This is a genomic window from Pseudomonas furukawaii (assembly GCF_002355475.1).
Taxonomy (GTDB): Bacteria; Pseudomonadota; Gammaproteobacteria; order Pseudomonadales; family Pseudomonadaceae; genus Metapseudomonas; species Metapseudomonas furukawaii.
In genome coordinates this window covers 3,117,282-3,143,706 of the sequence record NZ_AP014862.1, presented here as the reverse complement: position 1 = coordinate 3,143,706, position 26,425 = coordinate 3,117,282, and the positions used below count along the sequence as shown (strand labels likewise).

Below are 26,425 nucleotides of genomic sequence, written 5' to 3'. Positions count from 1 at the left end.
CATGGCGCACCCTACGCGGTGGTTGCGAGCCTCATGGGTGGCGGAACGAGACCCAACGGGCGGAGCACGGTCCCGGCGCGATGCGCGGAGCCGGCATGGGGCCCCTCAGCGCCGCAGGTAGGCGCTGAAATCGATATCGCCGGCGGAAAGGATGGCCTGCACCCGGTTATGCACGTTCAGCTTGCGCAGGATGGCCGACACATGGGCCTTCACCGTGGTCTCGGCGATGTCCAGGTTGTAGGCGATCTGCTTGTTCGACTCGCCCCTGGTCATGCGCTCCAGCACCAGCAACTGCTTGCGGGTCAGGGCCTGCAGCAGCTCGGGCGGGATGCTCGGCTCCTCGTGGTGCCGGCGGGGCGAGGATTTCTGGGTGCGGATGATGTCGGAGGGCAGGTAGACGTTGCCGTTGAGGATCTGCTCGATGGCGTCGGTCATCTGCGCGCGGGGCGAGGACTTGGTGATGAATCCCACCGCGCCATAGGTGATGGCCTGCAGCACCACCTGCTTGTCCTGTTCGGCGGAGACGATCACCACCGGCACCGTGGGGGCCTCGTTGCGCAGGTTGATCAGGCCGTTGAGGCCGTGCATCCCGGGCATGTTCAGGTCCAGCAGGATCAGGTCCAGGTCGTCGTGCTCCTGGGTCAGTGCCAGGGCGCTGTCCAGGTCGGCGGTTTCCATGACTTCGCTTTCCGGAAAGCCGTCACTGATGACGTTGTGGATGGCTTCGCGGAAGAGTGGGTGGTCGTCGGCAATCAGGATCTTGTACACGGCCTTTCACCTCGTTGTTTTCATTATGGTGCGGCTTGCCCGGTGCGCCGGGTCAGGGGAAGGGTTGTGGACGAGCGGGCGTCAGGGGCAGGCCGGCCTGCTCCCAGGCATCGATGCCGTCACGGTACCAGTAGAGATTGTTGTAGCCCAGCGCGGCGGCGCGCTTCACGGCGTTCCAGCTGAGCCAGCAATCGGAGCGGCAATAGAAGACCAGCGGTCGATCCGGCTGACCGCCCGTGGCCTCGTGCAGGTTGCGGCTGAAGTAGGCCTGCCATTGCGGGCTGAGATGGCCGTCGCCGGTATTGGCCAGCCACAGGCTGCCCGGCAGGTTGGCGTGGGGCTCCTCCTCGACGAAGCGCCCGTGCAGCCAGGGGCGGCGATAGACGTCGATCAGCAGGGTGTCGGGGTGGGCGGCCAACTGGGCCTGGAGCTGTTCGGTGTCCAGGGTCCGGGCCGGCTCCACCTGGGCGGGCGTGGGGCTGCGGTAGCGGGTCTGGCGGTAGCCGTCGCTGGAAAACAAGGCGGTATCGGCCCCGTCGTCGGCGATGACGGGCAGGGCCAGGACAAGGCAGGTCAGGCAGGCGAGAAAGCGCTTCATGGCGGTCTCTGTACTTTTGTTATGTCGGCATTACAGGCCAGTACTGGCGCTTTGGAAATTCGACGATGAGAGGGGGAAACCCGTACCAAAGTAGTAATTTCCCCGACTCGACTCAGCCGGACTTGCGCAGCGCCGCGTGCTGCGGGTTGAAGGTGACCACCGCCGCCAGCGCGAAGGCGAGCGTCAGTCCCAGGCAGACCGCCGCCGCCAGTGGATTGAAGCGCTCGTAGAGGGCGAAGCGCACCAGCTCCACGGCGTGGCTGAAGGGATTCAGGGCGCAGAGCCAGTAGAGCCACTCGCTGGCCTCGCGCATCTTCCACAGCGGGTAGAGCGCCGAGGACAGGAAGAACAGCGGGAAGATCACGAAGTTCATCACCCCGGCGAAGTTCTCCAACTGGCGGATGCCGTTGGAGAGCAATAGGCCCAGTGCGCTGAGCAGCAGCGCCGCGAGCAGCAGCGCCGGCAGGGCCGCCAGCAGGCCGCCCAGGGGCGGCTGGACGCCCCAGAACCAGGCGATCGCCAGGAAGGCGTAGACCTGCAGCAGCGACACCAGGGCCGTGGCCAGCAGCTTGGCCAGCAGCAGGAAGGGCCGGGGCAGGGGGCTGGTGAGCAGCAGGCGCATGCTGCCCATCTCCCGGTCGTAGACCATGGACAGCGAGCCCTGCATGCCGTTAAACAGCAGGATCATGCAGGCGAGCCCCGGGACTATGTAGGTCTCGTAGGTGATGTAGGTGTCGTAGGGCTCGATGATGGCGATCCCCAAGGCGGCGCGGAAACCGGCGGCGAACACCAGCAGCCAGAGCAGGGGACGGACCAGGGCGCTGAGGAAGCGGGTGCGCTGCAGGACGAAGCGCAGCCACTCCCGCAGGAGGATGCCGCGCAGGCATTGCCAATAGGAGGTCAGCATGGGGCGTGTTCCCGATTCTCGGTGCGCATGGCGCCCCCTGCATGGGGGGCATTCGGCGTGGGGTGCGCCGCGCGCACCTTCCCCTGGCCCGTTCATGAGGGCGCCTTCGTGGTGGTGAGGCGGTCGAAGGCGTGCGCCAGTCCGTCCGCTCGATGGCCGCCAATCGCACCCGCGCAGTCGTCGGCAATGACCCGGCCCTGGTGCAAGAGCACCAGGTGGTCGTCCGGCTGTACTTCATCCAGCAGGTGGGTGGCCCACAGCACCGCCATGCCCTGCTCGCGGCAGAGCTGGCGCACATGCCGGTTGAGGCCGTCGCGGCTGGCCGGGTCCAGGCCGCTACTGGCTTCGTCGAGCAGCATCAGGCGTGGCTCATGGAGCAAGGCCCGGGCGATCTCCACCCGCCGACGGTGGCCGCCGTTGAGCAATCGCACCTTGTCCCGGCGACGGGGCGTCAGCTCCTGGCGTTCCAGTTCCCGCTCGATGCGCTCGGCGGCCAGACGGCGCGGCAGGCCATGCAGGCAGGCGTGGTAGGCGAGGTTCTGCTCCACGGAAAGGTCGAGGTCCAGGGTGCTCTGCTGGAACACCACGCCGAGCCGGGCCAGCGCCTGGCGCGGCGCCTGGCGCAGGTCGTGCCCGCAGACCCGGACCTCGCCCCGTTGCAGCTCGTAGAGGCGTGTGAGCAGGGCGATCAGGCTGGACTTGCCCGCGCCGTTGGGGCCCAGCAGCGCGGTGAAGGTGCCGGGCTCCAGGCTGAAACTCACGCCGTCCAGGGCCCGGCGCGATCCGTAGGCGAAGCCGAGGTCGCGGAGCTCCAGGGTGTTCATGGCGTCACCACCACGCCCCAGGGATAGCGTCCGACCTTGATCGACTTGCTGACCTTGAGGCTGTCCACGTCGATCACCGAAACGTCGTCGCTGACGCCGTTGGTGGCCAGCAGGCGCTTCTCGTCCGGGGTGAACGCCATGTGCCAGACCCGCCGGCCCACCAGCAGGTAATCCAGCACCTCATAGGTCTTCGCATCCACCACGGCGACATGGTTGGCCGGCCCCAGGGCGACGAAGGCGTAACGGCCGTCGCGGGTCAGCTTCACGCCCACCGGCTGCACCTTGTCCGGGTGAACGCCCTTGATCTCGAAGCGCAGGACCTTCTGCACCTGGCGGCTGTCGACGTCCACCACGGTGACGCTGCCGCCGATCTCGGCCGAGGCCCAGAGCAGCTTGCCGTCCTGGCTGAACTCCACATGGCGCGGACGCTGGTCCACCAGGGTGTTGTCCACCAGGCCCTGGGTCGAGGTGTCGATCCAGTGCAGCATGTTGGTGGTTTCGCTGGTGTTGATGGCCCATTTGCCGTCCGGGCTCACCGCCATGCCTTCGGGCTCCACGCCCACGTCGATCTGGGCCAGCACCTGGTCGCTCTGGGTGTCCACCACGGTCACCAGGGCGTCGTCCTCGTTGGAGATGTAGAGCCAGCGGTCATTGGGGTGCAGGGCGAACTGCTCGGGGTCGGCGCCGGAGGGCAGTTCCTTGACGATGGTGCGAGTCGCCAGGTCCATCACCTGCACGGTGTCGGAGTCACTGGCGCAGATGTACAGCAGCTTGTTGTCGCTGGACAGCAGCAGGCCCCGGGGGCGCTTGCCCACCGGCAGGCTGGCGGTCACCTCCAGGCTGTCCAGGTCGATCACGCTGATGGCGTTGTCCTTCTCGTTGGAGACATAGGCGGTGGCGGCCAGGGCCTGGCCGGCGGCGAGCAGCAGGGCGGATCCGATGGCGGCGGCGAGGGGCAGGTACATGGCAGTGATCCTTTCTTGTTGGGGTCAGCGGGCCTCGGTGAAGGCCTTGCAGGTGCTTTCCGGGCGGTCCTGGCCCAGCGTGTCCAGGTCCGTGACGGGGTGCAGGAATCCGTCCTGGGGCGACGTGCTCACCAGGGCACGGGGGTGGACCAGGGGGATCGGCTGGCGAAGCTGGCCGTCCCACTCGCGGTAGCTCAGCTTGCGGCCCTTGAAACCATCCAGGGGCAGCTCGGTGGACAGGGCCAGACGGCGGATCGCCGCGGCGTCCGTGGTCTTCAGGCGGGTGACGGCGCTGGCGATGCTGCGCACGGCGATCCAGGCGGCGAAGTCGCGGTCGTTCATCCAGCGCCCGGCCAGGGCTTCGAAGCGCTTCTGCAGCTGCGCGGCGCCGTAGGTTTCCACCGTCTTGTGCCAGCCGGTGGGCGTCAGGCCCTGGGTACCGGCCACCGGTCGCGGGTACCAGGTGTTGTAGGGCAGGTACTCGCCGAAGTCGCCGCGCTCGTCGGCCACCAGCACCACGTCGTACTCCGGGCCCTGGGTGAACAGCGGCATGTCCGCCTGGGCACTGCGGCGCTGGTCGTTGTCGAAACTCCAGGGCTTCTCCAGCACTATCCTGGCGCCGAAACGCCTGGCGGAGCGGCGCAGGGCCTCGGCGTAGGCCCGGTCGTCCTCGGTCTGTCCGGTGACCAGCAGCCAGCGCTGCCAGCGGCGCACGGCGAGGAACTGAGCCAGGGCGTCGGCCAGCATGGCGCGGTCCGGCAGGCTGTGCAGCAGGTTCGCCCGGCACTGGTGGCCGCGCAGCGCATCGCTGGCACTGCCGGCGTTGAACAGCAGGCTGTCCGGCAGGGCATCGGCCAGTCGCAGCAATTCGGCTTCCGGGGCGTTGACCACGAACAGGCGCACGCCCTGGCCATGCAGGGCGCGGGCCCGCTCCAGCAACGCCTCGGGGGTTTCCGGGCGCTCCACCTGCAGGCTGTAGCTGTGCTTTAGGAAGCGACCGGTGCTGTTGCTGTCGGTGATGGCCAGTTCGGCCCCACGGAGCCCGGCGTCCTCGGGCTCCGGGATCACGTTGGACAGCAGGGGACCAGACTCCGGCTCCCAGCCCAGGTAGCCGATGCGCACCTCGAGCGGATCGGCCGCATGGGCGCCGTTGGCGAGGAGGGCGGCGCCGGCCAGGGCCAGCAGCCAGCCCAGGCCGTGAAGCAGGAAGTGACGCATGTTCGTGGCTCCTTCGACAGTGGAGCCAGCTTAGGAAGGGGGCGGGCGCGGGAAAATATGCAGAAAGTACCGGTCGGCCGGTACCAAGGTAGTAGTCATTTGCGACTGGAAGCGCCCTAGCATGGCGGCATAAGAACCAGAACAGGGAGGCCGTCATGCGCATCCTCAAGCACCTGCTGTTATCCGCCCTGCTGATCCTGAGCCTGCTGGGCTTCGATCGCCCCAGATCCGCCGATGCACCCCGGCTCGAACCTGTGCGGTCCGTGCAGGTGATCTGGATCGGCGAGTGACCTCGGCCGTGTCCGCCCTCTGGCGCATCAACCTGCTGGTGACCCTGTTCTTCGCCCTCGTCGGTGCCTTGTGCCTGGCCCTGATGCTGCGCCAGGCGGCGGAGGACGTGCGCCGCGAACTCCGGGCCGCGGAGGCGGTGGCCGACTACCTGAGGGACGCCGCCCAGCGCGATCCCGCCGCGCTGCAGCCCCATCTGGTGGCCAACCTGCGCCACGTGCGGGTCCTCAGGCTCGACCAGCCCGACGCCGAGCCCGCGCCCGACCCGCTGGACCGCTGGCTGGCCCTTTGGCTCTACCCGGCGGCCCAGCACCCCGGCGAGGCCCTGGCGCTGGCCGACGGTAGTCGCGTGCGGATCAGCGTCGACCCCCAGGACGAGGTGGGCGAGATCCGTGATTCCCTCCAGCAACTGGTGTTCCTCTTCGGCCTGGCCCTGGGCCTGAGCCTGCTGGCCATCCGCTGGGCGGTGAAGCGCGGGCTGCGGGTGCTGGATGAGTTGCTGGGCGCCTTGCAGCTCATCACCCGGGGCGACCTCCGGGCCAGGCTCCCGGCGCACTCCAGTGCCGAGTCCCAGCGCCTGGCGACCCACTTCAACCGGATGGCGGGTGCCCTGGAGCGGGTCAACCAGGAGAACGCGGCGCTCACCCGCGCCCTGCTGGACTTGCAGGAGCGCGAGCGCCGGCAACTGGCCCAGGCGCTCCACGACGACCTCGGTCAATACCTCGCGGGTATCCGTGCGCAGTTGTTCCTGCTGCGCACGGTCACCGGCCAATTGCCCCTGGTGAACCAGACCGCCCAGGCCCTGGAGAGCCACTGCCAGCATCTGCAGGATGGCTTCCGCGCGCTGGTGCGAGACCTCTATCCGGTGATGCTCGAGCGCCTGGACCTGACCGAAGCCGTGCGGTTGCTGGGCGAACAATGGCAGCAGGCCCACGGCATCCAGTGCCGGATGAACCTGGCCAACGACCTGCCGCCCCTCTCGGGGGAGACCAAGTCCCACCTCTACCGGTTGTTGCAGGAGGCGCTGACCAACGTGGTACGCCATGCCGGTGCCAGCCAGGTGCGGGTACGCCTGCGGGCCGGCCGGGGCCGGCTGCGGGTGATGGTCCGCGACGACGGTCGGGGCGCCGAGTGCCTGGGCGCGGGCGGCATCGGCCTGCGCTCGATGCGTGAGCGGGCCCGTTGCCTGGGCGGTGAACTTCGCGTGCTGACGCGGCCGGGCGCGGGCCTGACCCTCAGCCTCAACGTGCCCCTGGAGGGACTGGGACCATGAGGATCCTGCTGGTGGACGACCATGCCGTGGTGCGGCAGGGCTATGCGGCGCTGCTTCGCGCCTTGCTCCCCGAGGTCCGTGTCAGCGAGGCGGGGAGCGGCGAGGAGGCCTTGCAGAAGGTGCAGGACGAGATACCCAGCCTGGTGATCGTCGATGTCGGCCTGCCGGGCATCAGTGGGCTGGAAGTCACCCGCCGCCTGCGGCAGAAGCTGCCGCAACTGCGGGTGCTGTTCTTCAGCATGCATGACGAGCTGCCCCTGGTACGCCAGGCCCTGGAGGCCGGTGCGTCCGGGTACATCACCAAGAGCTCGTCGCCCGAAGTGCTGCTGGAAGCGGTGCGCCGCATCCTCGCCGGCCATCCCTACATCGAACAGCCGCTCGCCACCCAACTGGCCTGCCAGCCCGCCGAGGACCCCCGCCTGAAGGGCATCACCCAACGCGAGTTCGAGATCTTCGTGATGCTCGCCCGTGGCCTGCCCGCGCGGGAAATCGCCGAGCGGCTGTGCATCAGCGGCAAGACCGTCTCCAACTACCTCACGCTGCTGAAAAGCAAGCTGCAGGTGGAATCCCAGGCTGAACTGGTGCACCTGGCCATCGACACCGGCGTGCTGCGAGTGGCCGCGCTCTAGGCGCGCAGCCGGCGAGCAGGGCGAGGCGAAGCGCTGTTCGCAGGATGGGTTGAGCGCAGCGAAACCCATCACCCTGCCTACGCCCGGCCCCGATGGTGGGTCGGTGAAGCGTGACCCACCCTACGAGAGCCGGCCTGCGCCCGTAGGATGGCGTAGAGCGCAGCGAAACCCATCACCCTGCCTACGCCCGGCCCCGATGGTGGGTCGGTGAGACGTGACCCACCCTACGAGAGCCGGCCTGCGCCCGTAGGATGGCGTAGAGCGCAGCGAAACCCATCACCCTGCCCACGCCCGACCCCGATGGTGGGTCGGTGAAGCGTGACCCACCCTACGAGAGCCGGCCTGCACCCGTAGGATGGCGTAGAGCGCAGCGAAACCCATCACCCTGCCTACGCCCGGCCCCGATGGCGGGTCGATGAAGCGTGACCCACCCTACGAGAGCCGGCCTGCGCCCGTAGGATGGCGTAGAGCGGAGCGAAACCCATCACCCTGCCTACGCCCGGCCCCGATGGTGGGTCGGTGAGGCGTGACCCACCCTACGAGAGCCGGCCTGCGCCCGTAGGATGGCGTAGAGCGGAGCGAAACCCATCACCCTGCCCACGCCCGACCCCGATGGTGGGTCGGTGAAGCGTGACCCACCCTACGAGAGCCAGCCCGCGCCCGTAGGATGGCGTAGAGCGCAGCGAAACCCATCACCCTGCCTGGGCCAGTGGAGTGGCCTCAATCCCAACCGCTCGGGCAGGCCTTGCAGCCCTGCATGTTGGTCGCCTGGAAGGTGGCGTAGTGCTTGCGGGCGCCGGTGAGGTCGGCGTTCTCCAGGTTGGCTTCGCCGATCTTGGCTTCCTGCAGGTTGGCGTCCTTGAGGTCGGCGTTCTTCAGGTCGGCCTTGCTCAGCCAGGCCATCTCCAGATCGGCGGCCTCCAGTGTCACGTCGTGCATCCTGGCGCCCGAGAGGCGGGAGAACTCCAGGTAGGCGCCGGTCAGGTCGGCACCGCGAAACTGCGCGCCCTGGGCGAACAGCCCCCAGCCCTGGATGGCCACCAGGCGGCTGCCGGACAGGTCGGCCCCTCGCAGGTTGGCCTGCTGCACGCTGGCCCGGCTGAGGTTGGCGCCGGCCAGGTTGGCCTTCTCCAGGTTGGCCAGGTCGAGCCTGGCATGGCGCAGGTCGGCCCCCGCGAGGTTGGCGCCCGACAGGTCCATCTTCGACAGGTCCTGGTTGGCCAGGTTGGCGCCGCGCAGGTCCGCGCCGGGGCAACGGCTTTCCGGGGCGATGCGGCAGCCGTCGATGCGCAGGTCGCCGTCCGCCAGGGCGAAGCCTCCGGCCAGCAGCAGGGCGAGGGGCAGGTAGAGGTGCAGGTGGTTCATGGCAGTGTCCTCGGAAGGGGAAGGCTGGAACGCGAACCGGGGCGCAAGGCGCCCCGGTCGGTCACTCAACGCTGGGCGGTCTTGTCCCAGCTCGGCAGCTTGAAGACCCAGAAGGAGCCGCCCTGGGCCACCGGCTTGGTCAGCTCGGCCATGTCGCCGCCCCAGAGGGGCACCGCACCGCCATAGCCCACGGTCACGCCGATGTACTGCTCGCCGTCCTGTTCCCAGGTGATGGGCGGGGAGACGATGCCGCTGCCGGTCTGGAACTTCCACAGCTCCTTGCCCGACCTGGCGTCGAAGGCCTTGAAGAAGCCGTCGCCGGTGCCGGTGAACACCAGGTTGCCCTGGGTGGCGAGCACGCCGGCCCAGAGCGGCAGCTTCTCCTTGTGCTCCCAGACCACCTTGCCGCTGGTGGGGTCCATGGCCCGCAGCACGCCGACGTGGTCGTCGTACATGCGCTTGATGCGGAAGCCCTGGCCGAGGTACGCCGAGCCTTTCTTGTAGGCCACTTCCTCGGTCCAGTAGTCCTCCTTCCAGTGGTTGGCGGGCACGTAGAACAGGCCGGTGTCCTGGCTGTAGGCCATGGGGTTCCAGTTCTTGCCGCCGAGGAAGGGCGGCGAGACTTCCACCGCCTTGCCATGCTTCTGGCCCGGCTCCGGCAGCGGCGGGCGCTGGCCCGGGTTCTCCACGGGGCGGCCGGTCTTCAGGTCGATGTGGCTGGCCCAGGTGATGTTGTCGACGAAGGGGAAGGCGTTCTGCAGCTTGCCGTTGTTGCGATCCACCACATAGAAGAAGCCGTTGCGGTCGGCGTGGGCGGTGGCCTTGACGGTCTTGCCGTCCTTGTTCCTGTAGTCGAACAGCACCAGTTCGTTGTTGCCGGAGAAGTCCCAGGCGTCGTTCGGGGTGTGCTGGTAGAACCACTTCACTTCGCCGGTGGTGGGGTCCACGCCCACCTGGCCGGAGGTGTAGAGGCTGTCGTAGTCCTTCGGATCGCCACCGTCGGCGGTACGCGCCCAGCCGTTCCAGGGGGCCGGGTTGCCGGCGCCGACGATGATGGTGTTGGTCTCGGGGTCGAAGCTGGCGCTCTGCCAGGGGGCGCCGCCGCCCTGGCTCCAGGCCTCCTTCTTGCCGGTGGGGTGGTTCTTGTCATCCGGCCAGGACGGCGCCTTGATGTCGCCGGTGGGGGTGCTGTCCTTGCCGTTCAGGCGGCCCATGTGGCCTTCCACGAAGGGGCGCATCCAGACCTCTTCGCCGGTGTCCGGATCACGGGCGAAGAGCTTGCCCACCACGCCGAACTCGTCGCCGGAGCTGCCGTGGATCAGCAGGACCTTGCCGGTCTTGCCATCCTTCACGATGGTCGGCGCGCCGGTCATGGTGTAGCCGGCGCTGTGGTCGCCGAACTTCTTGTTCCAGACCACCTTGCCGGTCTTCTTGTTCAACGCCACCACGCGGGCGTCCAGGGTGCCGACGTAGATCTTGTCGCCGTAGATGGCGGCGCCACGGTTGACCACGTCGCAGCAGGGGCGGATGTCGTCGGGCAGGCGGTGGTTGTAGGTCCACAGGCGCTGACCGGTCCGGGCATCCAGGGCGAAGACGCGGGAATAGGACGCGGTGACATAGATCACGCCGTCGCTGACGATGGCCTGGGATTCCTGGCCGCGCTGCTTCTCGTCACCGAAGGAGTAGGACCAGGCCGGGGCCAGTTTGAAGACGTTGTCGGCGTTCACCTGGGCCAGCGGGCTCCAGCGCTGGGCGTTGGTGCCCAGGCCGTACTGCAGCACGTCGCCGGTGGTGATGTGGTCGTTGGCGATGTCTTCCCAGGTGATGTCCTTGGCGACGGCACCGCCGGCGGCGGCCAGGCCGCCCACCAGCAGCAGGCAGCGGATGGCAGCCGACAGCGGGCTGGCGGAGCAGGGTAGCGATCTTGTTGTCATGGTTGCGATTCCCATAGTCGATGGATACGGGGCCAATGGCAGGCCCGGCGTACAGATGGTGGGATTCGCGGCGTCCTCGCCGATACGGAAAAGCTCCCGCACGAGCCGGGAAAACTTCCCAGCCCGGGCATGACTTGGCACTGCTGCCAAAGCGGCAGGCCACTCCTGCCGAAGCACCAGGACCAAGGGATATAGGACGTCCACTGACCCAAGGTAGGGGGCGGGCGATACCAAGGTACTAAGGTCGGGGCCGGCTCGCCGTCCTAGCCTGACAGTCAGGGGAACCTGCCAGAGGATTCCGTCATGACCCTCGTCAAGCACCTGTTTCTGCCGCTGCTGCTCGTCTACGCCCTGCTCGAGTTCGGACTGAGCAGCGCCTCCAGCGAAGCCACACGGCACCAGTTCTACCTGCCGAGCCTGTCCCTTTCTCTGCTCGCGAACTGATCCCCGACCCACCCAGCCCCCATTCCGATCACAGCCAGCCTGCTGGCGAACAGCGCCCCCGCCGTTCGCCGGCGCGCTGGCGTTCCCGTGGCTGAAGGGGCCAGCGCATTCGCCGGCCTCCCCTCGCACTACTACCAAGGGAGGAGGGTGCGGCCACCAAAGCAGCATTCGGGGCCCGTCGAGCGCTTCTTACCATGTCCCCACGGCGCTCCGAAGGGAGCGCGCCTTGCCCAGCAGCTCTATGAGGATGTACGTGATGAACAAGAACAGCGCACTGCGCGGCCTCGCATTCCTGGCCAGCCTGACCCTCAATGGCGTGGTCCTGGCCCACGGCGACGTCGTTCCCCAGGCGGTCAACGTGGACGGCCTGGAGCCCCTCGGCAAGGAGTGGCGCGAGGAGAACCCCTACCGCGCGCCCTACGCCAATCATGATCTCGCCGTGGAGATCGGCGCCTCCGCCTACAACCAGAACTGTGCCCGCTGCCACGGCCTCGAAGCCAAGTCCGGCGGCATCGCCCCCGACCTGCGCTACCTGGAGACCGACGCCAGCGGCGACGAGTGGTTCAAGGAGCGGGTGATCAATGGCGCGGTGCGCGACGGCGCCGTGTACATGCCGAAGATGGCCGACTTCCTCAGCCAGGAAGCGCTCTGGGCCATCCGCACCTACCTGGAAAGCGTCCACGTCGAAGAGTGATCGCCATGCGCGCGCTGCTCCTGCTGTGCTGGCTGCTGTGCCTGCCGATCGCGCAGGCACAGGTTCGGCCCTATGACGACATCGTCGATTCCGGCGTGCTCAAGGTCGCGGTCTACGAGAACTTCGCACCCTACAGCTTCAAGGAGGGCGAGCAGCCGCGCGGCGTCGACGTCGACCTGGCCAGGGCCCTCGCCGAAAGCCTGGGCCTGAAGCTCGAACTGCTCTGGGTCAGCCCCGGGGAAAAGCTCGACGACGACCTGCGCAACGTCATCTGGAAGGGGCACTACATGCGCCCCGGCGTGCTCGCCGACCTGATGCTGCGGGTGCCCTACGACCGCGACTACTCGCAGAAACGCAACGACGTGGGCGAGCTGGCCAACGAGCAGGTGGTGATGTTCGGCCCTTACCAGCGCGAGCGCTGGCAGGTGGCCTACGACAGCCGCCGCCTGAAGGAGGTGCCCACCATCGGCGTGTTCCAGTACCACGCCATCGGCGTGGAGCTGGAAAGCGTGCCGTCCTTCTACCTGACCTCGGTGCTCGGCGGGCGACTGGCCGGCAAGACCCGGCACTACCCCGGGTCGGCGGCGGCGTTCGAGGGCATGCGCAAGGGCGAGGTGGATGCGGTGATGGCCCTGCGCGGCGAGCTGGACTGGCTGGAGTTTCAGGCTCGCGACCCGCAGGTCCGCAACGCCGACAACACCTACCCGAACCTCGGCCAACCGGAGTGGGACATCGGCATGGCGGTGCACGAAAGCAATCGCCAACTGGCCAATGCCCTCGACGAAACCCTCGATGGCATGGTGCGCGACGGCCGCATGCAGAAGCTCTACGCCTCTTACGGGCTGCGCTATGAGCTGCCGGGGTTCTACCAGGACGTGCAATGAGCGGAGGTGCGGGATGCACAGGCGTTCGCTGTTGATGCTGGGCCTGCTGGGCGCGGTCGCGCCGGCCTGGCCCGCCGGGGACGACCCGGTCGAATCGGTGATGTGGGCGTTCTTCCACCAGCGCCTGCTGGGTGGGCAGGCCTTCGTCCATGACCCGAAGGTGCTGCTGGAGGCGCCGCCCTTCGCCGAGGATTCGCGTCAGGTGCCGATCCAGGTGGATGCGCGCGCCTACGCCGGCCAGGTGGTGAAGATCATGGCCTGGGCCGAGCTGAACCCCATCCCGCAGATCTTCGTCTTCGAGCCCGGCGAGCGGGTCGCCCCCATGCTGGCGATCCGCATCCGGGTGGAGCAGGCGACGCCCCTGCGCGCCGCCGTGCTGACCCGCGACGGCCTCTGGCATATCGGCTCCACCCGGGTGGAGGCCGCCGGCGGTGGCTGCACGGCCCCCAGCGTGGTGCGAGCCCAGGCCGGCTGGGAGGATCGGCTGGGCCAGGTGCATGGCGCGCGCTTCCCCGAGGGGGACTTCGACCGCCTGCGCCTGCGCATCGACCATCCCATGGATAACGGCCTGGTGGGCGGCATCCCCGAGTTCTTCCTCAACCAGGCGCAACTGCGCAGCGACGACGGTCAGGTGCTGGCCAACCTCGAACTCTTTCCCGCCGTCGCCGAGAACCCCACCCTGAGCCTGGAAGTGCAGGGCGCCGAGCAGGCCCGCCTGTGGCTGCGGGACAACAATGGCAACGAGTTCGAAGCCCGCTTCTGAGGAGGGACCATGCGCCTGATCGTCCTGTTACTGGCCTGCTTCAGCCTCACCGCCCGGGCGTCGCTGGAATACTCGCTCGAACCACGCCAGATCGCGGAATCCACCTGGGTGCTGGAAGGCAGCACCGACAACTTCGACCGCGCCAATGGCGGCAACATCGTCAATACCGGGTTCATCGTCACCGACGACGGCGTGGTGGTGATCGATACCGGCCCGTCCCGGGCCTATGGCGAAGCCATGCGCCAGGCGATCGGGCGGGTGACCGACAGGCCCGTGACCCTGGTGCTGCTGACCCATCATCATCCCGACCACGTGCTGGGCAACCAGGCCTTCGCCGATGTGCCCATCGCCGCGCTGGCGGGCACCCGGGAACTGCTGGCGCAGCAGGGCGACGCCATGGCCGAGAACCTCTATCGCCTCGTGGGCGACTGGATGCGTGGCACCGAAGTGCTGCTGCCGAGCGAAACCCTGGAGCCGGGCGTGCGCGAGGTGGGTGGGCATCGCCTGCGCCTGCTGGCCCTCGGCGGCCATACCGGCGCCGACCTGGCGATCCTGGACGAACGCAGCGGCGTGCTCTTCGCGGGCGACCTGGTCTTCTACCAGCGGGCGCTGACCACGCCCAACAGCCCGGGCCTCGACGTCTGGCAGGCGGACCTGGCGACCCTGGAGAAGCTGCCCTGGAAGACCCTGGTGCCGGGCCACGGCCCCATCGCCCGCGACGCCGCGCCCTTCGGGCAGATGCATGACTACCTGGGCTGGCTGGACGGCCTGCTGAAAGGCGCCGCCGCCAGGGGCGAAGACATGAACGAGGTGATCCGCGCGCCCATTCCCGAGCGCTTCGCCCGGGTCAGCCTCAACCGCTACGAGCTGATCCGCAGCGTCAGCCACCTCTACCCGAAGTACGAGCTGACGCGCATGCCGAGGGTGGATGTCGCGCCGCAGTGAGGCACCGGTCGCGCCCGGTAGGGCGCGGCCGATCCGCGAACCCGGCTACACCAGCTGCGCGTGCTTCAGCTCGCTTTTCAGGTAGGCGTAGTAGATGGGCGCCGCCACCAGGCCCTGGAGGCCGAACACCGCCTCGAAGGCCAGCATCGCCAGCAGCAGCTCCCAGGCCTTGGCGCTGATCTGGCCGCCGACGATGCGGGCGTTGAGGAAGTACTCCAGCTTGTGGATGGCGATCAGGTAGCCCAGCGCCCCCACCGCCACCCAGAGCGACACCGAGAAGCCGGCGATGAAGATCAGGGTGTTGGACATCAGGTTGCCGATCACCGGCAGCAGGCCCAGCAGGAAGGTCAGCAGGATCAGCACCTTGGTCAGCGGCAGGTGGATGTCCATCAGTGGCAGCACGACGCCCAGGAAGATGCCGGTCAGGGTGGTGTTGAGCAGGGAGATCTTGATCTGCGCGAAGACGATGTTGCGGAATGCGGTCACCACCAGGGCCAGGCGCTCCAGCAGCAGCCGGCTGAGGGGTTTGAGGGTTTCGAAGTTGGGGATCGGCTGCAGGGCGATGATGGCGCCGAGGATCATGCCGATCAGCATGGTGACGAAGGTGTGTGCCGCGCCCTTGCCCAGCAGTTGCAGCTGGCCGACATGGGCCCGCAGCCAGTCCATCAGCTCCCGGCGCAGTTCATCGGCGTTGGCCGGCAGGTAGTTCTCGACGGACGCCGGCAACTGGGCCCGGGCCTGCTCCGTCAGCACGATGAACTTCTCCAGCAACTGGCCGGGGTTGTGCACCTCCTGCATCACCACGCCGGTGATCCAGACGAAGAACAGCGTCAGCAGGGTCACCACCAGGGTGCCCAGCAGGGCCACGGCTAGCCAGCGGGCGCGGCGGCCGCCCGGGATCACCGGTTGCAGGCGCGGGGCCAGGCTGATGACCAGTTCGTAGACCAGCAGGCCGGACAGCAGGGATGGCAACAGCCGGAAGGGCAGGATCAGCAGCAGGGCCAGGAGCACGATGGCCCAGCTGGCCAGGAGCAGTTGACGATCGGAGAACACTTGCATGGTGCCGGGGACTACCTGAGACGGGGCAGGGCGGCAGTCTGCCAGCCCGGGGGGCATCGGCACAATCTCCGCTGCGTCCGGCAGGTATTGCTACCAACGGAGGAGCGAATTCCGCACTGCGTCCAATTGGCGGGTGGGGCCGTGCAACCAAGAATCTGCGACAGATCGGGAAATTTTCCCGACCCACAACAACAAGCCCGCAGAGGTAGCCTCCATGACTCTCGCCACACCCCACCAGCCGTTTGCCCGGACGCTGCTGTCCGTCGCCCTGCTGCTGACCAGCAGCCTGGCCCTGGCCGGCGTCACCGACCAGGACATCCTGGACGACGCCAAGACCCCCGACCAGGTCGTGACCAACGGGCTGGGCCTGAAAGGCCAGCGCTACAGCACCCTGGATGCGCTCAACAGCGATAACGTGCAGCAACTGCGCCCGGTGTGGGCGCTCTCCTTCGGTGGCGAGAAGCAGCGCGGCCAGCAGGCCCAGCCGCTGGTGAAGGATGGCGTGATGTACGTCACCGGGTCCTACTCCCGGGTCTTCGCCGTGGACGCCCGCACCGGCAAGAAACTCTGGCAGTACGACGCCCGCCTGCCCGACGGCATCATGCCCTGCTGCGACGTGATCAACCGGGGCGTGGCGCTGTACGACGACCTGGTGATCTTCGGCACCCTCGACGCCAAGCTGGTGGCCCTGAACAAGGACACCGGCAAGGTGGTCTGGCGCAAGACCGTGGCCGACTACAAGGCCGGCTACTCGATTTCCGCCGCGCCCCTGGTGGTCAAGGGCAAGCTGATCACCGGCGTCGCCGGTGGCGAGTTCGGTGTGGTCGGCAAGATCGAGGCCTACAACCCGAAGAACGGTGAGCTGCTCTGGTCCCGTCCCACCGTGGAAGGCCACATGGGCTACGTCTACAAGGACGGCAAGAAGGTCGAGAACGGCATCTCCGGTGGCGAAGCCGGCAAGACCTGGCCGGGCGACCTCTGGAAGACCGGCGGCGCCGCGCCCTGGCTGGGCGGCTACTACGATGCCGACACCGATACCCTGCTGATCGGCACCGGCAACCCCTCGCCCTGGAACTCCCACCTGCGCCCCGGTGACAACCTCTACTCCTCCTCGCGCCTGGCGCTGAACCCGGAAGACGGCTCCATCAAGTGGCACTTCCAGACCACGCCCCACGATGGCTGGGACTTCGACGGCGTGAACGAACTGGTGTCCTTCGACTACCAGGACGGCGGCAAGACCGTGAAGGCGGCGGCGACCGCCGACCGCAACGGCTTCTTCTATGTGCTGGACCGCACCAACGGCAAGTTCATCCGGGGCTTCCCCTTCGTCGACACCCTGACCTGGGCCAAGGGTCTGGACAAGGAAGGCCGCCCGATCTACGACGACGCCAAGCGCCCGGGCGCGCCCGGCGCCGACGGCAAGCACGGCAGCTCGGTGTTCGTCGCGCCGTCCTTCCTCGGCGGCAAGAACTGGATGCCCATGGCCTACAGCCAGGACACCGGCCTGTTCTACGTGCCCTCCAACGAGTGGGGCATGGACATGTGGAACGAGAACATCGCCTACAAGAAGGGCGCGGCCTACCTGGGCGCCGGCTTCACCATCAAGCCGCTGAACGAGGACTACATCGGCGTGCTGCGCGCCATCGACCCGAAGAGCGGCAAGGAAGTCTGGCGCTACAAGAACTACGCGCCGCTCTGGGGCGGTGTGCTGGCCACCAAGGGCAACCTGGTGTTCACCGGCAACCCCGAGGGCTACCTGATGGCCTTCGACGCCAAGACCGGCAAGAAACTCTATGAGTTCAACACCGGCTCCGGCGTGATCGGCTCGCCCATCACCTGGGAAATGGATGGCGAGCAGTACGTCTCCGTGCTCTCCGGCTGGGGTGGCGCCGTGCCCCTGTGGGGCGGCGAGGTGGCCAAGCGCATCAAGGACCTGAACCAGGGCGGCATGCTCTGGACCTTCAAGCTGCCCAAGGAGGCGGTGGTCGCCAAGCGCTGATGCATGACAAGGCCCGCTCCGGCGGGCCTTCGCTTCTTTGCAGGCCCGTAATTACACACGCACCGGACGCATCCGAGGTTCCAGGACCAAGGGAACATGTCGTACAGCCCGACGTTTCTCCGCTTGATAGGGCCGTCAAACGCACCGGACCTGCCCGGGTTCTACGACCAAGGAACCATGTCCTCTTCCGACGTTTCGCCGCTTAATAACCCCCAAACAATGACAATCAAGGGATGCGCGATGCGTTACTGCCTGACCTACAGCCTCCTGGTCCTCTTCATCGGCGCGGCTGTCACCTTCGCCGGGCTGCCGCCCTGGCTCGGCTTCCTGCTGTTGCTGCCGCTTCCCTGGGCCCTGCGCCGCAAGCCGCGCGAGCCGGCGCGAGTGGAGGAGGGCGATGACCTGTCGCGGCTGACCCGCGACCTGTCCCGCACCACCAGCCACAACGCGCTGTCCGCCGCGGGCGTCGCCTGGTCGGTGGACCGCCTTTCCGAGCGCCTCCAGTCCCAGTTGCAGGCCGCCGAACGCATCGTCGCCGGTGCCGAGGTGATGATCGCCACCGAGGCCGCCACCTCGGCCCTGAGCCAGCAGGCGCTGTCCGCCTCCCTGGACGCGCGCCAGAGCAGCGACGAAGGGCGCCAGGTGCTGCAACAGGCCATCGGCCTGATGCACCAGCTGAGCGCGCGGGCCAGCGGCAGCCGCGAACTGATCGCCGCCCTCAGCCAGCGCAGCGAGGAGATCCAGCGCGTCGCCCAGGTGATCCAGTCCATCGCCAGCCAGACCAACCTGCTGGCCCTGAATGCCGCCATCGAGGCCGCCCGCGCCGGCGAGCACGGCCGTGGCTTCGCGGTGGTGGCCGACGAAGTGCGCGGGCTGGCCGGCCGCACCGCCAGCGCCACGGAGGAAGTGGGGCAGATGGTGGCGGACATCCAGCGCCAGACCGCCCTGGTGGTCGAGCAGATCCAGCAGCTTTCCGTGGACCTGGACGCGGGGGTCGGCCAGGTCGAGCTCACTGGCGAGCAACTGGCGAAGATCGCCGACCTGGCCGCCGCCGTGGAAGGCCAGGTGGAGGAGATCGCCCGAGGCGCCACCACCAATCGCGACCAGTTGGCCGGGCTATTCGAGGCGGTGGCGCAGATGCGTGGCGACCTGGCCGAAAGCGATGCGCAGACCCGTCGGCTGGCGGAAGCGGCGGGGCACCTGGAAGGCCAGGCGGAAACCATCAGCGAGCGCCTGGCGGAAGTCGGCCTGGATGACTACCACCAGCGCGTCTACGACCTCGCCCGCCAGGGAGCGGCGGCCATCGCGGCGCGCTTCGAGGCGGATATCGACGGCGGACGCATCCGCCAGGAGGACCTCTTCGACCGGCGTCTGGAGCCCCTTCCCGGCACCCGGCCGCAGAAGTACGGATCGCGCTTCGACCGCTACACCGACCAGGTCCTGCCGGATATCCAGGAGCCCCTGCTCAGGCAGCATGAGGGCCTGGTGTTCGCCATCGCCTGCACGCCGGAAGGCTACGTCCCCACCCATAACCAGGCCTTCAGCCAGCCCCTCAGCGGCGACCTGGAGCGGGACACGGCCCAGAGCCGCAGCAAGCGGCTGTTCAACGACCGCACCGGCCTGCGCTGCGGCACCCACCAGCAGCCGCTGCTGCTGCAGACCTATACCCGCGACACCGGTGAACTGATGCACGACCTGTCGGTGCCCATCTTCGTCAAGGGCCGCCACTGGGGTGGATTGCGCCTGGGCTACAAGCCGGAGCCGGTGGGCGCTCCCGCACACCGCGAGTCCCGCAGAAAGGTCGCCTCCCGTGCGGGAAGGGCTGATCCAGAGCCTCTGGTGTCTACTACCAAATAACGAGGGCGCCGCTCCCATGGGCGCATACCGGGGGACGGGCGGGGCTGACTAAGATCGGTCCACAACCTGCCCGACCGGGTGGGCCCCGACAGAGAGAGCACCGTCATGATCTATGCACAGCCAGGCACCCCCGGTGCCGTCGTCAGCTTCAAGCCGCGCTATGGCAACTTCATCGGTGGCGAGTTCGTGCCGCCGGTGAATGGCCAGTACTTCACCAACACCACCCCGGTCACCGGCGAAGTCATCGCCGAGTTCCCGCGCTCCAGCGCCGAAGACGTCGAGAAGGCCCTAGACGCCGCCCATGCCGCCGCCGATGCCTGGGGCCGCACCTCGGTGCAGGATCGTGCGCTGATCCTGCTGAAGATCGCCGACCGCATCGAGCAGAACCTCGAAGCCCTGGCCGTCGCCGAAACCTGGGACAACGGCAAGGCCGTGCGCGAGACCCTCAACGCCGACGTGCCGCTGGCCGCCGACCATTTCCGCTACTTCGCCGGCTGCATCCGCGCCCAGGAAGGCTCGGCGTCGGAAATCAACGAACACACCGCCGCCTACCACTTCCACGAGCCGCTGGGCGTGGTCGGCCAGATCATCCCCTGGAACTTCCCGCTGCTGATGGCCGCCTGGAAACTGGCCCCGGCCCTGGCCGCCGGCAACTGCATCGTGCTGAAACCCGCCGAGCAGACCCCGCTGTCCATCATGGTGCTGGCCGAGATCATCGCTGACCTGCTGCCCCCGGGCGTGCTGAACATCGTCCAGGGCTTCGGCAAGGAAGCGGGCCAGGCGCTGGCCACCAGCAAGCGCATCGCCAAGATCGCCTTCACCGGCTCCACCCCGGTGGGCGCCCACATCCTCCACTGCGCCGCCGAGAACATCATCCCGAGCACCGTGGAGCTGGGCGGCAAGAGCCCGAACATCTTCTTCGAGGACATCATGCGGGCCGAGCCCGAGTTCATCGAGAAGGCCGCCGAGGGCCTGGTCCTGGCCTTCTTCAACCAGGGCGAGGTCTGCACCTGCCCGTCGCGGGCGCTGGTGCAGGAGTCGATCTTCGAGCCCTTCATGGTCGAGGTGATGAAGAAGATCAAGGCCATCAAGCGCGGCAATCCGCTGGACACCGACACCATGGTCGGCGCCCAGGCTTCCGAGCAGCAGTACGACAAGATCCTCAGCTACCTCGACATCGCCCGGCAGGAGGGTGCCGAGCTGCTCGCCGGCGGTGCTTCGGAGCGCCTGGAGGGCAACCTGGCCAGCGGTTACTACATCCAGCCGACCCTGCTCAAGGGCCACAACAAGATGCGTGTGTTCCAGGAAGAGATCTTCGGCCCGGTGGTGGGCGTCACCACCTTCAAGGACGAAGCCGAGGCCCTGGCCATCGCCAACGACACCGAGTTCGGCCTGGGCGCCGGCGTCTGGACCCGCGACATCAACCGCGCCTACCGCATGGGCCGTGGCATCAAGGCCGGCCGCGTCTGGACCAACTGCTACCACCTGTACCCGGCACACGCCGCCTTCGGTGGCTACAAGAAGTCCGGCGTCGGTCGCGAGACCCACAAGATGATGCTCGACCACTACCAGCAGACCAAGAACCTGCTGGTCAGCTACGACATCAACCCGCTGGGCTTCTTCTGAGCCCGGACCAACCCTTGTCGACCCCGTGGCGCGCCGGTTCGGGCGCCACGCTCCTTGGGCGAACAGGCCTGCCAGCGGGATCTAGCGCCCCCCACTCCTAATGCCCGGCAGGGCCTTGTCGCGACGCGGTCTCCGGGCCGCGTTTTTCTTTTTGCGGGCGCATAATCCATCGGCGGGGCCGGACGCTACCAAATCAGGAGGAAATCTCCTCCGAAAGTACCATTCGGCCCCCTCCGGCCCGGTGTTTAACTGGTCTTGCCGGAATCCTCCGGCGCATAACAAGAGGATTGCCACATGTGGACTAAACCCGCCTTCACCGATCTGCGCATTGGTTTCGAAGTGACCCTGTACTTCGCCAACCGCTGATCCGCCTCGCCCCGGCTCTGCCGGGGCCCTGGCCTGGGAGTCTCCCATGCATATCCAGATTCTCGGCTCCGCCGCCGGCGGCGGCTTTCCCCAGTGGAACTGCAACTGCCGCAACTGCCGGGGCGTGCGCAGCGGCAAGGTACGCGCGCAACCGCGCACCCAGTCCTCCATCGCCCTCAGCGCCAACGGCACCGACTGGGTGCTGTGCAACGCCTCCCCCGATATCCGCGCCCAGCTGGAGGCCTTCCCGCCGCTGCAGCCGGCGCGCGCCCTGCGGGATACCGGTATCGCCGGAATCATCCTGATGGACAGCCAGATCGACCATGTCACCGGTCTGCTGAGCCTGCGCGAGGGCTGCCCCCATTCGGTCTGGTGCACCGACATGGTCCACCAGGACCTGTCCACCGGCTTCCCGCTGTTCACCATGCTCCAACACTGGAACGGCGGCCTGGCCTGGAACCTCATCGACCTCTCGGCGCCGACCTTCGCGATTCCCGCCTGCGAGGGCCTGCGCTTCACCGCCATTCCCCTGCGCAGCAGCGCACCGCCGTACTCGCCGCACCGGGGCGATCCGCACCCGGGCGACAACATCGGCCTCTTCGTCGAGGATCTCGGCACCGGCGGCGCGCTGTTCTACGCGCCGGGCCTGGGGCAGGTGGACGAGAACCTGCTGGGCTGGATGCGCCGCGCCGACTGCCTGCTGGTGGACGGCACCCTCTGGCGCGACGACGAGATGCGCCACTGCGAGGTGGGCGACAAGCTCGGCAGCGAGATGGGCCACCTGCCCCAGAGCGGCCCGGGCGGGATGATCGAGGTGCTGGACGGCATCCCGGGCCCGCGCAAGGTGCTCATCCACATCAACAACACCAACCCGATCCTCGACGTCGATTCCGCCGAGCGCGCCGAACTCGGCCGTCACGGCATCGAAGTGGCCTGGGATGGGATGCACATCCCGTTGTAGGGTGCGCCGTGCGCACCATGATCCGTTTCCGGTGCGCACGGCGCACCCTGCGAGGATACCGAGCATGAGCCAGACCGCCATGACCCCCGCCGAATTCGAGCAGGCGCTGCGCGCCAAGGGCGCCTGCTACCACATCCACCATCCCTTTCACCGCGCCATGTACGAGGGCCGCGCCACCCGCGAGCAGATCCAGGGCTGGGTGGCCAACCGCTTCTACTACCAGGTATGCATCCCGCTGAAGGACGCCGCCATCCTCGCCAACTGCCCGGACCGCGACACCCGCCGCGAGTGGATCCAGCGCATCCAGGACCACGACGGCGCGCCCGGGGAGGAGGGCGGCATCGAGGCCTGGCTGCGCCTGGCCGAGGCCGTGGGCCTGGACCGTGAGCAAGTGCTGTCCCAGGAACTGGTGCTGCCGGGGGTACGTTTCGCGGTGGACGCCTACGTCAACTTCGCCCGTCGCGCCAGTTGGCAGGAGGCCGCCAGCAGCTCGCTGACCGAGCTGTTCGCGCCGCAGATCCACCAGTCGCGGCTGGACAGCTGGCCGCAGCACTATCCCTGGATCGACGCCAGCGGCTACGACTACTTCAGGAAGCGCCTCAAGGAGGCCCGTCGCGACGTGGAGCACGGCCTGCGCATAACCCTCGACCACTACCGCACCTTCGAGGCCCAGCAGCGCATGCTGGAGATCCTGCAGTTCAAGCTGGACGTACTCTGGAGCATGCTCGACGCCATGAGCATGGCCTACGAACTGGAACGTCCGCCCTACCACACGGTGACCCGCGAGCGGGTCTGGCATCGGGGGATCAGCCTGTGAGCGATTTCAACCTGCAACAGGTGCCGCACCTGCGCCGTGGCTTCCGCCTGCAATGGGAGCCGGCCCAGGGCTGCCATGTCCTGCTCTATCCCGAAGGCATGGTGCGGCTGAACGACAGCGCCGCGGAAATCCTCCTGCTGGTGGATGGCGAGCGCAACGTCGGAGGCATCATCGACGACCTGCGGCTGAAGTTCCCGGACGTGCCGGGACTGGACGAAGACATCCTGGCATTCATCGAGGTGGCCCATGCCCAGTTCTGGCTGCAGCTCAACGCCTGACCCGAAGCCCGGCCCGCCGTTCTGGCTGCTGGCCGAGCTGACCTACCGCTGCCCGCTGCAGTGCCCCTATTGCTCCAACCCCCTGGACTTCGCCCAGCACAAGGAGGAGCTGACGACCCAGCAGTGGATCGAAGTGTTCCGCCAGGCCCGCGAGCTGGGGGCCGCTCAGCTGGGCTTCTCCGGTGGCGAGCCGCTGGTGCGCCAGGACCTGGAGGAACTGGTGCGGGCGGCCCGCGACCTGGGCTACTACACCAACCTCATCACCTCCGGCATCGGCCTGTCGGAAGCCCGCATCGAGGCCCTGGCCAAAGCCGGGCTGGACCATATCCAGGTGAGCTTCCAGGCCGCCGACGAAGAGGTGAACAACCTGCTGGCCGGCTCGCGCAAGGCCTTCGCCCAGAAGCTGGCCATGGCCCGTGCGGTGAAGGCGGCGGGCTACCCCATGGTGCTGAACTTCGTCACCCACCGGCACAACATCGACAACATCGAGCGGATCATCGAACTCTGCCTCGAGCTGGAAGCGGACTTCGTCGAACTCGCCACCTGCCAGTTCTACGGCTGGGCCGAACTGAACCGCGCCGGGCTGCTGCCCACCCGCGAGCAGCTGCAACGGGCCGAACGCATCACCAACCAGTATCGGGACAAGCTGGCCGCCGAACGGCACCCCTGCAAGCTGATCTTCGTCACCCCGGACTACTACGAGGAGCGCCCGAAGGCCTGCATGAACGGCTGGGGCAGCCTCTTCCTCGACATCACCCCGGACGGCACCGCGCTGCCCTGCCACAGCGCGAGGCAGTTGCCGGTGCAGTTCCCCAATGTGCGCGAACACGACCTTCGGCACATCTGGTACGAGTCCTTCGGCTTCAACCGTTTCCGGGGCTACGACTGGATGCCCGAGCCCTGCCGTTCCTGCGACGAAAAGGAGAAGGACTTCGGCGGCTGCCGCTGCCAGGCCTTCATGCTTACGGGCGACGCCGCCAACGCCGATCCGGTGTGCGCCAAGTCGCCCCATCACCACAAGATCCTCGCCGCCCGGGACGAAGCGGAACGGGCGCCCTGGGGCATGGAGCGGCTGACCTATCGCAATGAGCGCGCCTCCAACATCATCTGCCGGTCCTGAGGTCCGGCCCTTCGGCTTCTGGGACAGCGACTGGAGCGCCCAGCGGGCCGTCGCCGCCAGCCGGGACTTCGCCGAGCTGCGCTGCGGGCCGGATGGCCTCTTCTGGACCCTGTTCGACCCGGCCGACGGCCGCACCACGCTCTGGCGCTGGCTGGACGGGGAGGCTCATTGCCTGACGCCGGCGGGGTTTTCCCTGCGCAGCCGGGTCTACGAATACGGCGGCGGCGCCTTCTGCCTGGTGCCCGGCGGGGTGGTGTTCGTCAACGAGGCGGACCAGCAGCTCTACCACCAGCGCCTGCACGGCCGGCCGACGCGGCTGACCGACCGGGCGGGGTGCCGCTACGGCGACCTGGAGTGTGCGGCGGGCCAGGTCCTGGCCGTCGAGGAGGATGGCCAGCGGCATCGCCTGGTGGCCATCGCCCTCGACGACGGCCAGTGTCGGGAGCTGGCGGCGGGCGCGGATTTCTACGCCGCGCCGCGCCTGTCGGCCGACGGCCAGTGCCTGGCCTGGATCGAATGGGATCGGCCCCATCAGCCCTGGACCTCCACGCGCCTCTGTCGTCGACACCGCAGTGGCGACGGCTGGAGCGCGCCGGACATCCTGGCCGGCGCCGACGGCGGCGAGTCGCTCCAGCAACCCCGCTTCGACGACCGGGGCCGACTGCATTGCCTGAGCGACCGGCACGGCTGGTGGCAGCCCTGGCGCCTGGACGGCGAGGGCCTGAGGCCCCTGCCGGCGGCCTTGGCCGACCACGCCCCGGCGCCCTGGCAGCTTGGGCTCAGCAGCCACTTGCCTGAGGTGGGATTGCGCAGTTGGCTGGCGGACGGGCAGGGCTTCCTGTCCGGGACCTCGGGTGTTCCCCTGGCGACCGACTTCAGCCGCTTCCGCCAACTGGCCGCGGACGACCGCCACTACTACTGCATCGCCGCCGGCCCGGCGCGGTCCAGCGCGGTACTGGCGATCGAACGGCAGGGCGGCGGGGTACGGACACTGGCGGGCGGCGAGGCCCCCGAATCAGCGGTTTCCCGGCCCCGCGCCCTGCGCTTTCCGGTGGCGGCGGGGGAGTGGGCCCACGCCTTCTTCCACGCGCCCTGCAATCCGCGATTCCAGGGCGGCCGGGGCGAGCGGCCACCCTTGCTGGTGTTCTGTCACGGCGGCCCGACCTCCGCCTGCCAGCCGGTACTCGATCCACGCATCCCGTTCTGGACCCAGCGCGGGTTCGCGGTGGCGGACCTCGACTACCGGGGCAGCAGCGGCTACGGCCGCGCCTACCGGCAACGGCTGGAAGGCGCCTGGGGCGAGCTGGATGTGGCGGATGCCGCGGCCCTGGTTAAGCACCTGGCGGCCCTGGGCCTGGTGGACCCCGGGCGGGCCTTCATCCGGGGGGCCAGCGCCGGAGGCTTCACCACGCTGCTGGCACTGATGGGCGACACGCCGTTTCGCGGTGGGGCCAGCTACTACGGCGTCAGCGATCCCCTGGCGCTGCGGGCGACGACCCACAAGTTCGAGGCCGACTACCTCGACTGGCTGATCGGCGATCCCGTGCGCGACGCCGCGCGTTACCGCCAACGCAGTGCGGTGTCGCGGGCCGGCGAGATCGAGGCGCCGTTGATCCTCTTCCAGGGTGGCCAGGATGCCGTCGTGGTGCCGGAGCAGACCGCCAGCCTGGTGGCGGCCCTCGAAGCCTCGGGTCGGACGGTGGCGTGCCATGTCTACCCGGACGAGCGCCACGGCTTTCGCAACGCCGTGAACCTGGCCCACGCCCTGGAGGCGGAGCTGGCGTTCTACCGGGGGTTGCTGGGTTGAATAGCGCGCGCACCGAGCCCTCACGCGGGTCTCCCT

General features: G+C 68.2%; 26 protein-coding genes. 17 read left to right on the top strand and 9 right to left on the bottom strand.

Going from position 1 to position 26,425, the window contains the following annotated elements:
* Positions 1 to 105: 105 nt before the first annotated feature.
* The 6 genes from KF707C_RS14715 to KF707C_RS14690 form a co-directional block, all read right to left on the bottom strand.
* Positions 106 to 768 carry a response regulator transcription factor gene (locus KF707C_RS14715; RefSeq protein ID WP_003455924.1) on the bottom strand — a complete coding sequence of 221 codons (663 nt, stop codon included), beginning with the start codon at positions 766 to 768 and terminating at the stop codon, positions 106 to 108.
* A gap of 52 nt (positions 769 to 820) precedes the next feature.
* Positions 821 to 1,366 (bottom strand): PQQ-dependent catabolism-associated CXXCW motif protein, encoded by a 546-nt coding sequence (locus KF707C_RS14710; RefSeq protein ID WP_003455925.1) that lies wholly within the window; start codon positions 1,364 to 1,366, stop codon positions 821 to 823.
* 112 nt (positions 1,367 to 1,478) lie between these two features.
* On the bottom strand, positions 1,479 to 2,270 hold the full coding sequence (locus KF707C_RS14705; protein WP_036993930.1) for an ABC transporter permease: 792 nt from the start codon (positions 2,268 to 2,270) through the stop codon (positions 1,479 to 1,481).
* 95 nt (positions 2,271 to 2,365) lie between these two features.
* Complete coding sequence (locus KF707C_RS14700; RefSeq protein ID WP_003455928.1) at positions 2,366 to 3,097, bottom strand: ABC transporter ATP-binding protein; 732 nt, start codon at positions 3,095 to 3,097, stop codon at positions 2,366 to 2,368.
* Positions 3,094 to 4,062 (bottom strand): YVTN family beta-propeller repeat protein, encoded by a 969-nt coding sequence (locus tag KF707C_RS14695; RefSeq protein ID WP_003455931.1) that lies wholly within the window; start codon positions 4,060 to 4,062, stop codon positions 3,094 to 3,096. The genes KF707C_RS14700 and KF707C_RS14695 overlap by 4 nt, the downstream gene beginning before the upstream one ends.
* Before the next feature lie 24 nt (positions 4,063 to 4,086).
* Positions 4,087 to 5,280 (bottom strand): ABC transporter substrate-binding protein, encoded by a 1,194-nt coding sequence (locus KF707C_RS14690; protein WP_003455933.1) that lies wholly within the window; start codon positions 5,278 to 5,280, stop codon positions 4,087 to 4,089.
* A gap of 155 nt (positions 5,281 to 5,435) precedes the next feature.
* On the opposite strand from KF707C_RS14690, the gene KF707C_RS29950 reads away from it, so the two are divergent.
* Genes KF707C_RS29950 through KF707C_RS14680 form a run of 3 tightly spaced genes read left to right on the top strand, consistent with a single transcriptional unit; the run spans position 5,436 to position 7,470 of the window.
* Positions 5,436 to 5,570 (top strand): hypothetical protein, encoded by a 135-nt coding sequence (locus tag KF707C_RS29950; protein ID WP_003455934.1) that lies wholly within the window; start codon positions 5,436 to 5,438, stop codon positions 5,568 to 5,570.
* Positions 5,567 to 6,841 carry a HAMP domain-containing sensor histidine kinase gene (locus KF707C_RS14685; protein ID WP_003455935.1) on the top strand — a complete coding sequence of 425 codons (1,275 nt, stop codon included), beginning with the start codon at positions 5,567 to 5,569 and terminating at the stop codon, positions 6,839 to 6,841. The genes KF707C_RS29950 and KF707C_RS14685 overlap by 4 nt, the downstream gene beginning before the upstream one ends.
* A complete protein-coding gene (locus KF707C_RS14680) occupies positions 6,838 to 7,470 on the top strand; it encodes a response regulator transcription factor (protein WP_003455936.1) in 633 nt (210 codons plus the stop codon). Before KF707C_RS14685 ends, KF707C_RS14680 begins: the two co-directional genes overlap by 4 nt.
* A gap of 720 nt (positions 7,471 to 8,190) precedes the next feature.
* Here KF707C_RS14680 and KF707C_RS14675 read toward each other — a convergent pair.
* Both KF707C_RS14675 and exaA read right to left on the bottom strand, forming a co-directional pair.
* Positions 8,191 to 8,835: a pentapeptide repeat-containing protein gene (locus tag KF707C_RS14675; RefSeq protein WP_003455937.1), complete on the bottom strand. Its 645-nt coding sequence runs from the start codon at positions 8,833 to 8,835 to the stop codon at positions 8,191 to 8,193.
* Between the two features lie 65 nt (positions 8,836 to 8,900).
* Positions 8,901 to 10,769 (bottom strand): quinoprotein ethanol dehydrogenase, encoded by a 1,869-nt coding sequence (exaA, locus tag KF707C_RS14670; protein WP_003455938.1) that lies wholly within the window; start codon positions 10,767 to 10,769, stop codon positions 8,901 to 8,903.
* A gap of 303 nt (positions 10,770 to 11,072) precedes the next feature.
* Here exaA and KF707C_RS29350 point away from each other — a divergent pair, with 303 nt between their 5' ends.
* The 5 genes from KF707C_RS29350 to KF707C_RS14650 all read left to right on the top strand — a co-directional run bounded on the left by KF707C_RS29350 (position 11,073) and on the right by KF707C_RS14650 (position 14,499).
* The gene (locus KF707C_RS29350) at positions 11,073 to 11,213 is read left to right on the top strand and encodes a hypothetical protein (RefSeq protein ID WP_003455940.1); all 141 of its coding nucleotides are present in this window, start codon (positions 11,073 to 11,075) and stop codon (positions 11,211 to 11,213) included.
* A 256-nt stretch (positions 11,214 to 11,469) separates the two neighbouring features.
* A complete protein-coding gene (gene pedF, locus KF707C_RS14665) occupies positions 11,470 to 11,907 on the top strand; it encodes a cytochrome c-550 PedF (RefSeq protein WP_036993916.1) in 438 nt (145 codons plus the stop codon).
* A 5-nt stretch (positions 11,908 to 11,912) separates the two neighbouring features.
* Entirely contained in the window at positions 11,913 to 12,791 is an 879-nt protein-coding gene (locus KF707C_RS14660; protein WP_051050780.1) for a substrate-binding periplasmic protein, read from the top strand.
* A gap of 13 nt (positions 12,792 to 12,804) precedes the next feature.
* A complete protein-coding gene (locus tag KF707C_RS14655; RefSeq protein WP_003455946.1) occupies positions 12,805 to 13,554 on the top strand; it encodes a quinoprotein dehydrogenase-associated SoxYZ-like carrier in 750 nt (249 codons plus the stop codon).
* A 9-nt stretch (positions 13,555 to 13,563) separates the two neighbouring features.
* Positions 13,564 to 14,499, top strand: coding sequence for a quinoprotein relay system zinc metallohydrolase 1 (locus KF707C_RS14650; RefSeq protein WP_003455947.1), 936 nt, complete (start codon positions 13,564 to 13,566; stop codon positions 14,497 to 14,499).
* 45 nt (positions 14,500 to 14,544) lie between these two features.
* Here the strand turns inward: KF707C_RS14650 and KF707C_RS14645 are convergent, their stop codons facing one another.
* Positions 14,545 to 15,558 carry an AI-2E family transporter gene (locus tag KF707C_RS14645; RefSeq protein WP_003455950.1) on the bottom strand — a complete coding sequence of 338 codons (1,014 nt, stop codon included), beginning with the start codon at positions 15,556 to 15,558 and terminating at the stop codon, positions 14,545 to 14,547.
* 214 nt (positions 15,559 to 15,772) lie between these two features.
* On the opposite strand from KF707C_RS14645, the gene KF707C_RS14640 reads away from it, so the two are divergent.
* The 9 genes from KF707C_RS14640 to KF707C_RS14600 all read left to right on the top strand — a co-directional run bounded on the left by KF707C_RS14640 (position 15,773) and on the right by KF707C_RS14600 (position 26,389).
* Positions 15,773 to 17,557 (top strand): methanol/ethanol family PQQ-dependent dehydrogenase, encoded by a 1,785-nt coding sequence (locus KF707C_RS14640; protein ID WP_003455952.1) that lies wholly within the window; start codon positions 15,773 to 15,775, stop codon positions 17,555 to 17,557.
* Between the two features lie 240 nt (positions 17,558 to 17,797).
* Positions 17,798 to 19,414, top strand: a complete 1,617-nt coding sequence (locus KF707C_RS14635) for a methyl-accepting chemotaxis protein (RefSeq protein WP_003455953.1) — start codon at positions 17,798 to 17,800, stop codon at positions 19,412 to 19,414.
* Between the two features lie 105 nt (positions 19,415 to 19,519).
* Positions 19,520 to 21,040: an acetaldehyde dehydrogenase ExaC gene (gene exaC, locus KF707C_RS14630; RefSeq protein ID WP_003455955.1), complete on the top strand. Its 1,521-nt coding sequence runs from the start codon at positions 19,520 to 19,522 to the stop codon at positions 21,038 to 21,040.
* A gap of 294 nt (positions 21,041 to 21,334) precedes the next feature.
* Positions 21,335 to 21,406, top strand: coding sequence for a pyrroloquinoline quinone precursor peptide PqqA (gene pqqA, locus KF707C_RS14625; RefSeq protein ID WP_072432761.1), 72 nt, complete (start codon positions 21,335 to 21,337; stop codon positions 21,404 to 21,406).
* 46 nt (positions 21,407 to 21,452) lie between these two features.
* A complete protein-coding gene (gene pqqB / locus KF707C_RS14620) occupies positions 21,453 to 22,367 on the top strand; it encodes a pyrroloquinoline quinone biosynthesis protein PqqB (protein WP_003455957.1) in 915 nt (304 codons plus the stop codon).
* Between the two features lie 64 nt (positions 22,368 to 22,431).
* Positions 22,432 to 23,184, top strand: a complete 753-nt coding sequence (gene pqqC, locus KF707C_RS14615) for a pyrroloquinoline-quinone synthase PqqC (protein ID WP_003455959.1) — start codon at positions 22,432 to 22,434, stop codon at positions 23,182 to 23,184.
* A complete protein-coding gene (pqqD, locus tag KF707C_RS14610; RefSeq protein ID WP_003455968.1) occupies positions 23,181 to 23,462 on the top strand; it encodes a pyrroloquinoline quinone biosynthesis peptide chaperone PqqD in 282 nt (93 codons plus the stop codon). The genes pqqC and pqqD overlap by 4 nt, the downstream gene beginning before the upstream one ends.
* Entirely contained in the window at positions 23,431 to 24,582 is a 1,152-nt protein-coding gene (gene pqqE / locus KF707C_RS14605) for a pyrroloquinoline quinone biosynthesis protein PqqE (protein ID WP_003455970.1), read from the top strand. Before pqqD ends, pqqE begins: the two co-directional genes overlap by 32 nt.
* Entirely contained in the window at positions 24,548 to 26,389 is a 1,842-nt protein-coding gene (locus tag KF707C_RS14600; protein ID WP_003455972.1) for an alpha/beta hydrolase family protein, read from the top strand. Before pqqE ends, KF707C_RS14600 begins: the two co-directional genes overlap by 35 nt.
* The last annotated feature ends 36 nt before the right edge of the window (positions 26,390 to 26,425 follow it).

What these genes read in the sequence shown, in the direction of transcription:
- KF707C_RS14710 (WP_003455925.1), bottom strand. Translation starts at nt 1,366, where the DNA reads ATGAAGCGCTTTCTCGCCTGCCTGACCTGCCTTGTCCTGGCCCTGCCC.
- KF707C_RS14700 (WP_003455928.1), bottom strand. Translation starts at nt 3,097, where the DNA reads ATGAACACCCTGGAGCTCCGCGACCTCGGCTTCGCCTACGGATCGCGC.
- KF707C_RS14695 (WP_003455931.1), bottom strand. Translation starts at nt 4,062, where the DNA reads ATGTACCTGCCCCTCGCCGCCGCCATCGGATCCGCCCTGCTGCTCGCC.
- KF707C_RS14690 (WP_003455933.1), bottom strand. Translation starts at nt 5,280, where the DNA reads ATGCGTCACTTCCTGCTTCACGGCCTGGGCTGGCTGCTGGCCCTGGCC.
- KF707C_RS29950 (WP_003455934.1), top strand. Translation starts at nt 5,436, where the DNA reads ATGCGCATCCTCAAGCACCTGCTGTTATCCGCCCTGCTGATCCTGAGC.
- KF707C_RS14680 (WP_003455936.1), top strand. Translation starts at nt 6,838, where the DNA reads ATGAGGATCCTGCTGGTGGACGACCATGCCGTGGTGCGGCAGGGCTAT.
- KF707C_RS14675 (WP_003455937.1), bottom strand. Translation starts at nt 8,835, where the DNA reads ATGAACCACCTGCACCTCTACCTGCCCCTCGCCCTGCTGCTGGCCGGA.
- exaA (WP_003455938.1), bottom strand. Translation starts at nt 10,769, where the DNA reads ATGACAACAAGATCGCTACCCTGCTCCGCCAGCCCGCTGTCGGCTGCC.
- KF707C_RS29350 (WP_003455940.1), top strand. Translation starts at nt 11,073, where the DNA reads ATGACCCTCGTCAAGCACCTGTTTCTGCCGCTGCTGCTCGTCTACGCC.
- pedF (WP_036993916.1), top strand. Translation starts at nt 11,470, where the DNA reads ATGAACAAGAACAGCGCACTGCGCGGCCTCGCATTCCTGGCCAGCCTG.
- KF707C_RS14660 (WP_051050780.1), top strand. Translation starts at nt 11,913, where the DNA reads ATGCGCGCGCTGCTCCTGCTGTGCTGGCTGCTGTGCCTGCCGATCGCG.
- KF707C_RS14655 (WP_003455946.1), top strand. Translation starts at nt 12,805, where the DNA reads ATGCACAGGCGTTCGCTGTTGATGCTGGGCCTGCTGGGCGCGGTCGCG.
- KF707C_RS14650 (WP_003455947.1), top strand. Translation starts at nt 13,564, where the DNA reads ATGCGCCTGATCGTCCTGTTACTGGCCTGCTTCAGCCTCACCGCCCGG.
- KF707C_RS14645 (WP_003455950.1), bottom strand. Translation starts at nt 15,558, where the DNA reads ATGCAAGTGTTCTCCGATCGTCAACTGCTCCTGGCCAGCTGGGCCATC.
- KF707C_RS14640 (WP_003455952.1), top strand. Translation starts at nt 15,773, where the DNA reads ATGACTCTCGCCACACCCCACCAGCCGTTTGCCCGGACGCTGCTGTCC.
- KF707C_RS14635 (WP_003455953.1), top strand. Translation starts at nt 17,798, where the DNA reads ATGCGTTACTGCCTGACCTACAGCCTCCTGGTCCTCTTCATCGGCGCG.
- exaC (WP_003455955.1), top strand. Translation starts at nt 19,520, where the DNA reads ATGATCTATGCACAGCCAGGCACCCCCGGTGCCGTCGTCAGCTTCAAG.
- pqqB (WP_003455957.1), top strand. Translation starts at nt 21,453, where the DNA reads ATGCATATCCAGATTCTCGGCTCCGCCGCCGGCGGCGGCTTTCCCCAG.
- pqqC (WP_003455959.1), top strand. Translation starts at nt 22,432, where the DNA reads ATGAGCCAGACCGCCATGACCCCCGCCGAATTCGAGCAGGCGCTGCGC.
- pqqE (WP_003455970.1), top strand. Translation starts at nt 23,431, where the DNA reads ATGCCCAGTTCTGGCTGCAGCTCAACGCCTGACCCGAAGCCCGGCCCG.
- KF707C_RS14600 (WP_003455972.1), top strand. Translation starts at nt 24,548, where the DNA reads ATGAGCGCGCCTCCAACATCATCTGCCGGTCCTGAGGTCCGGCCCTTC.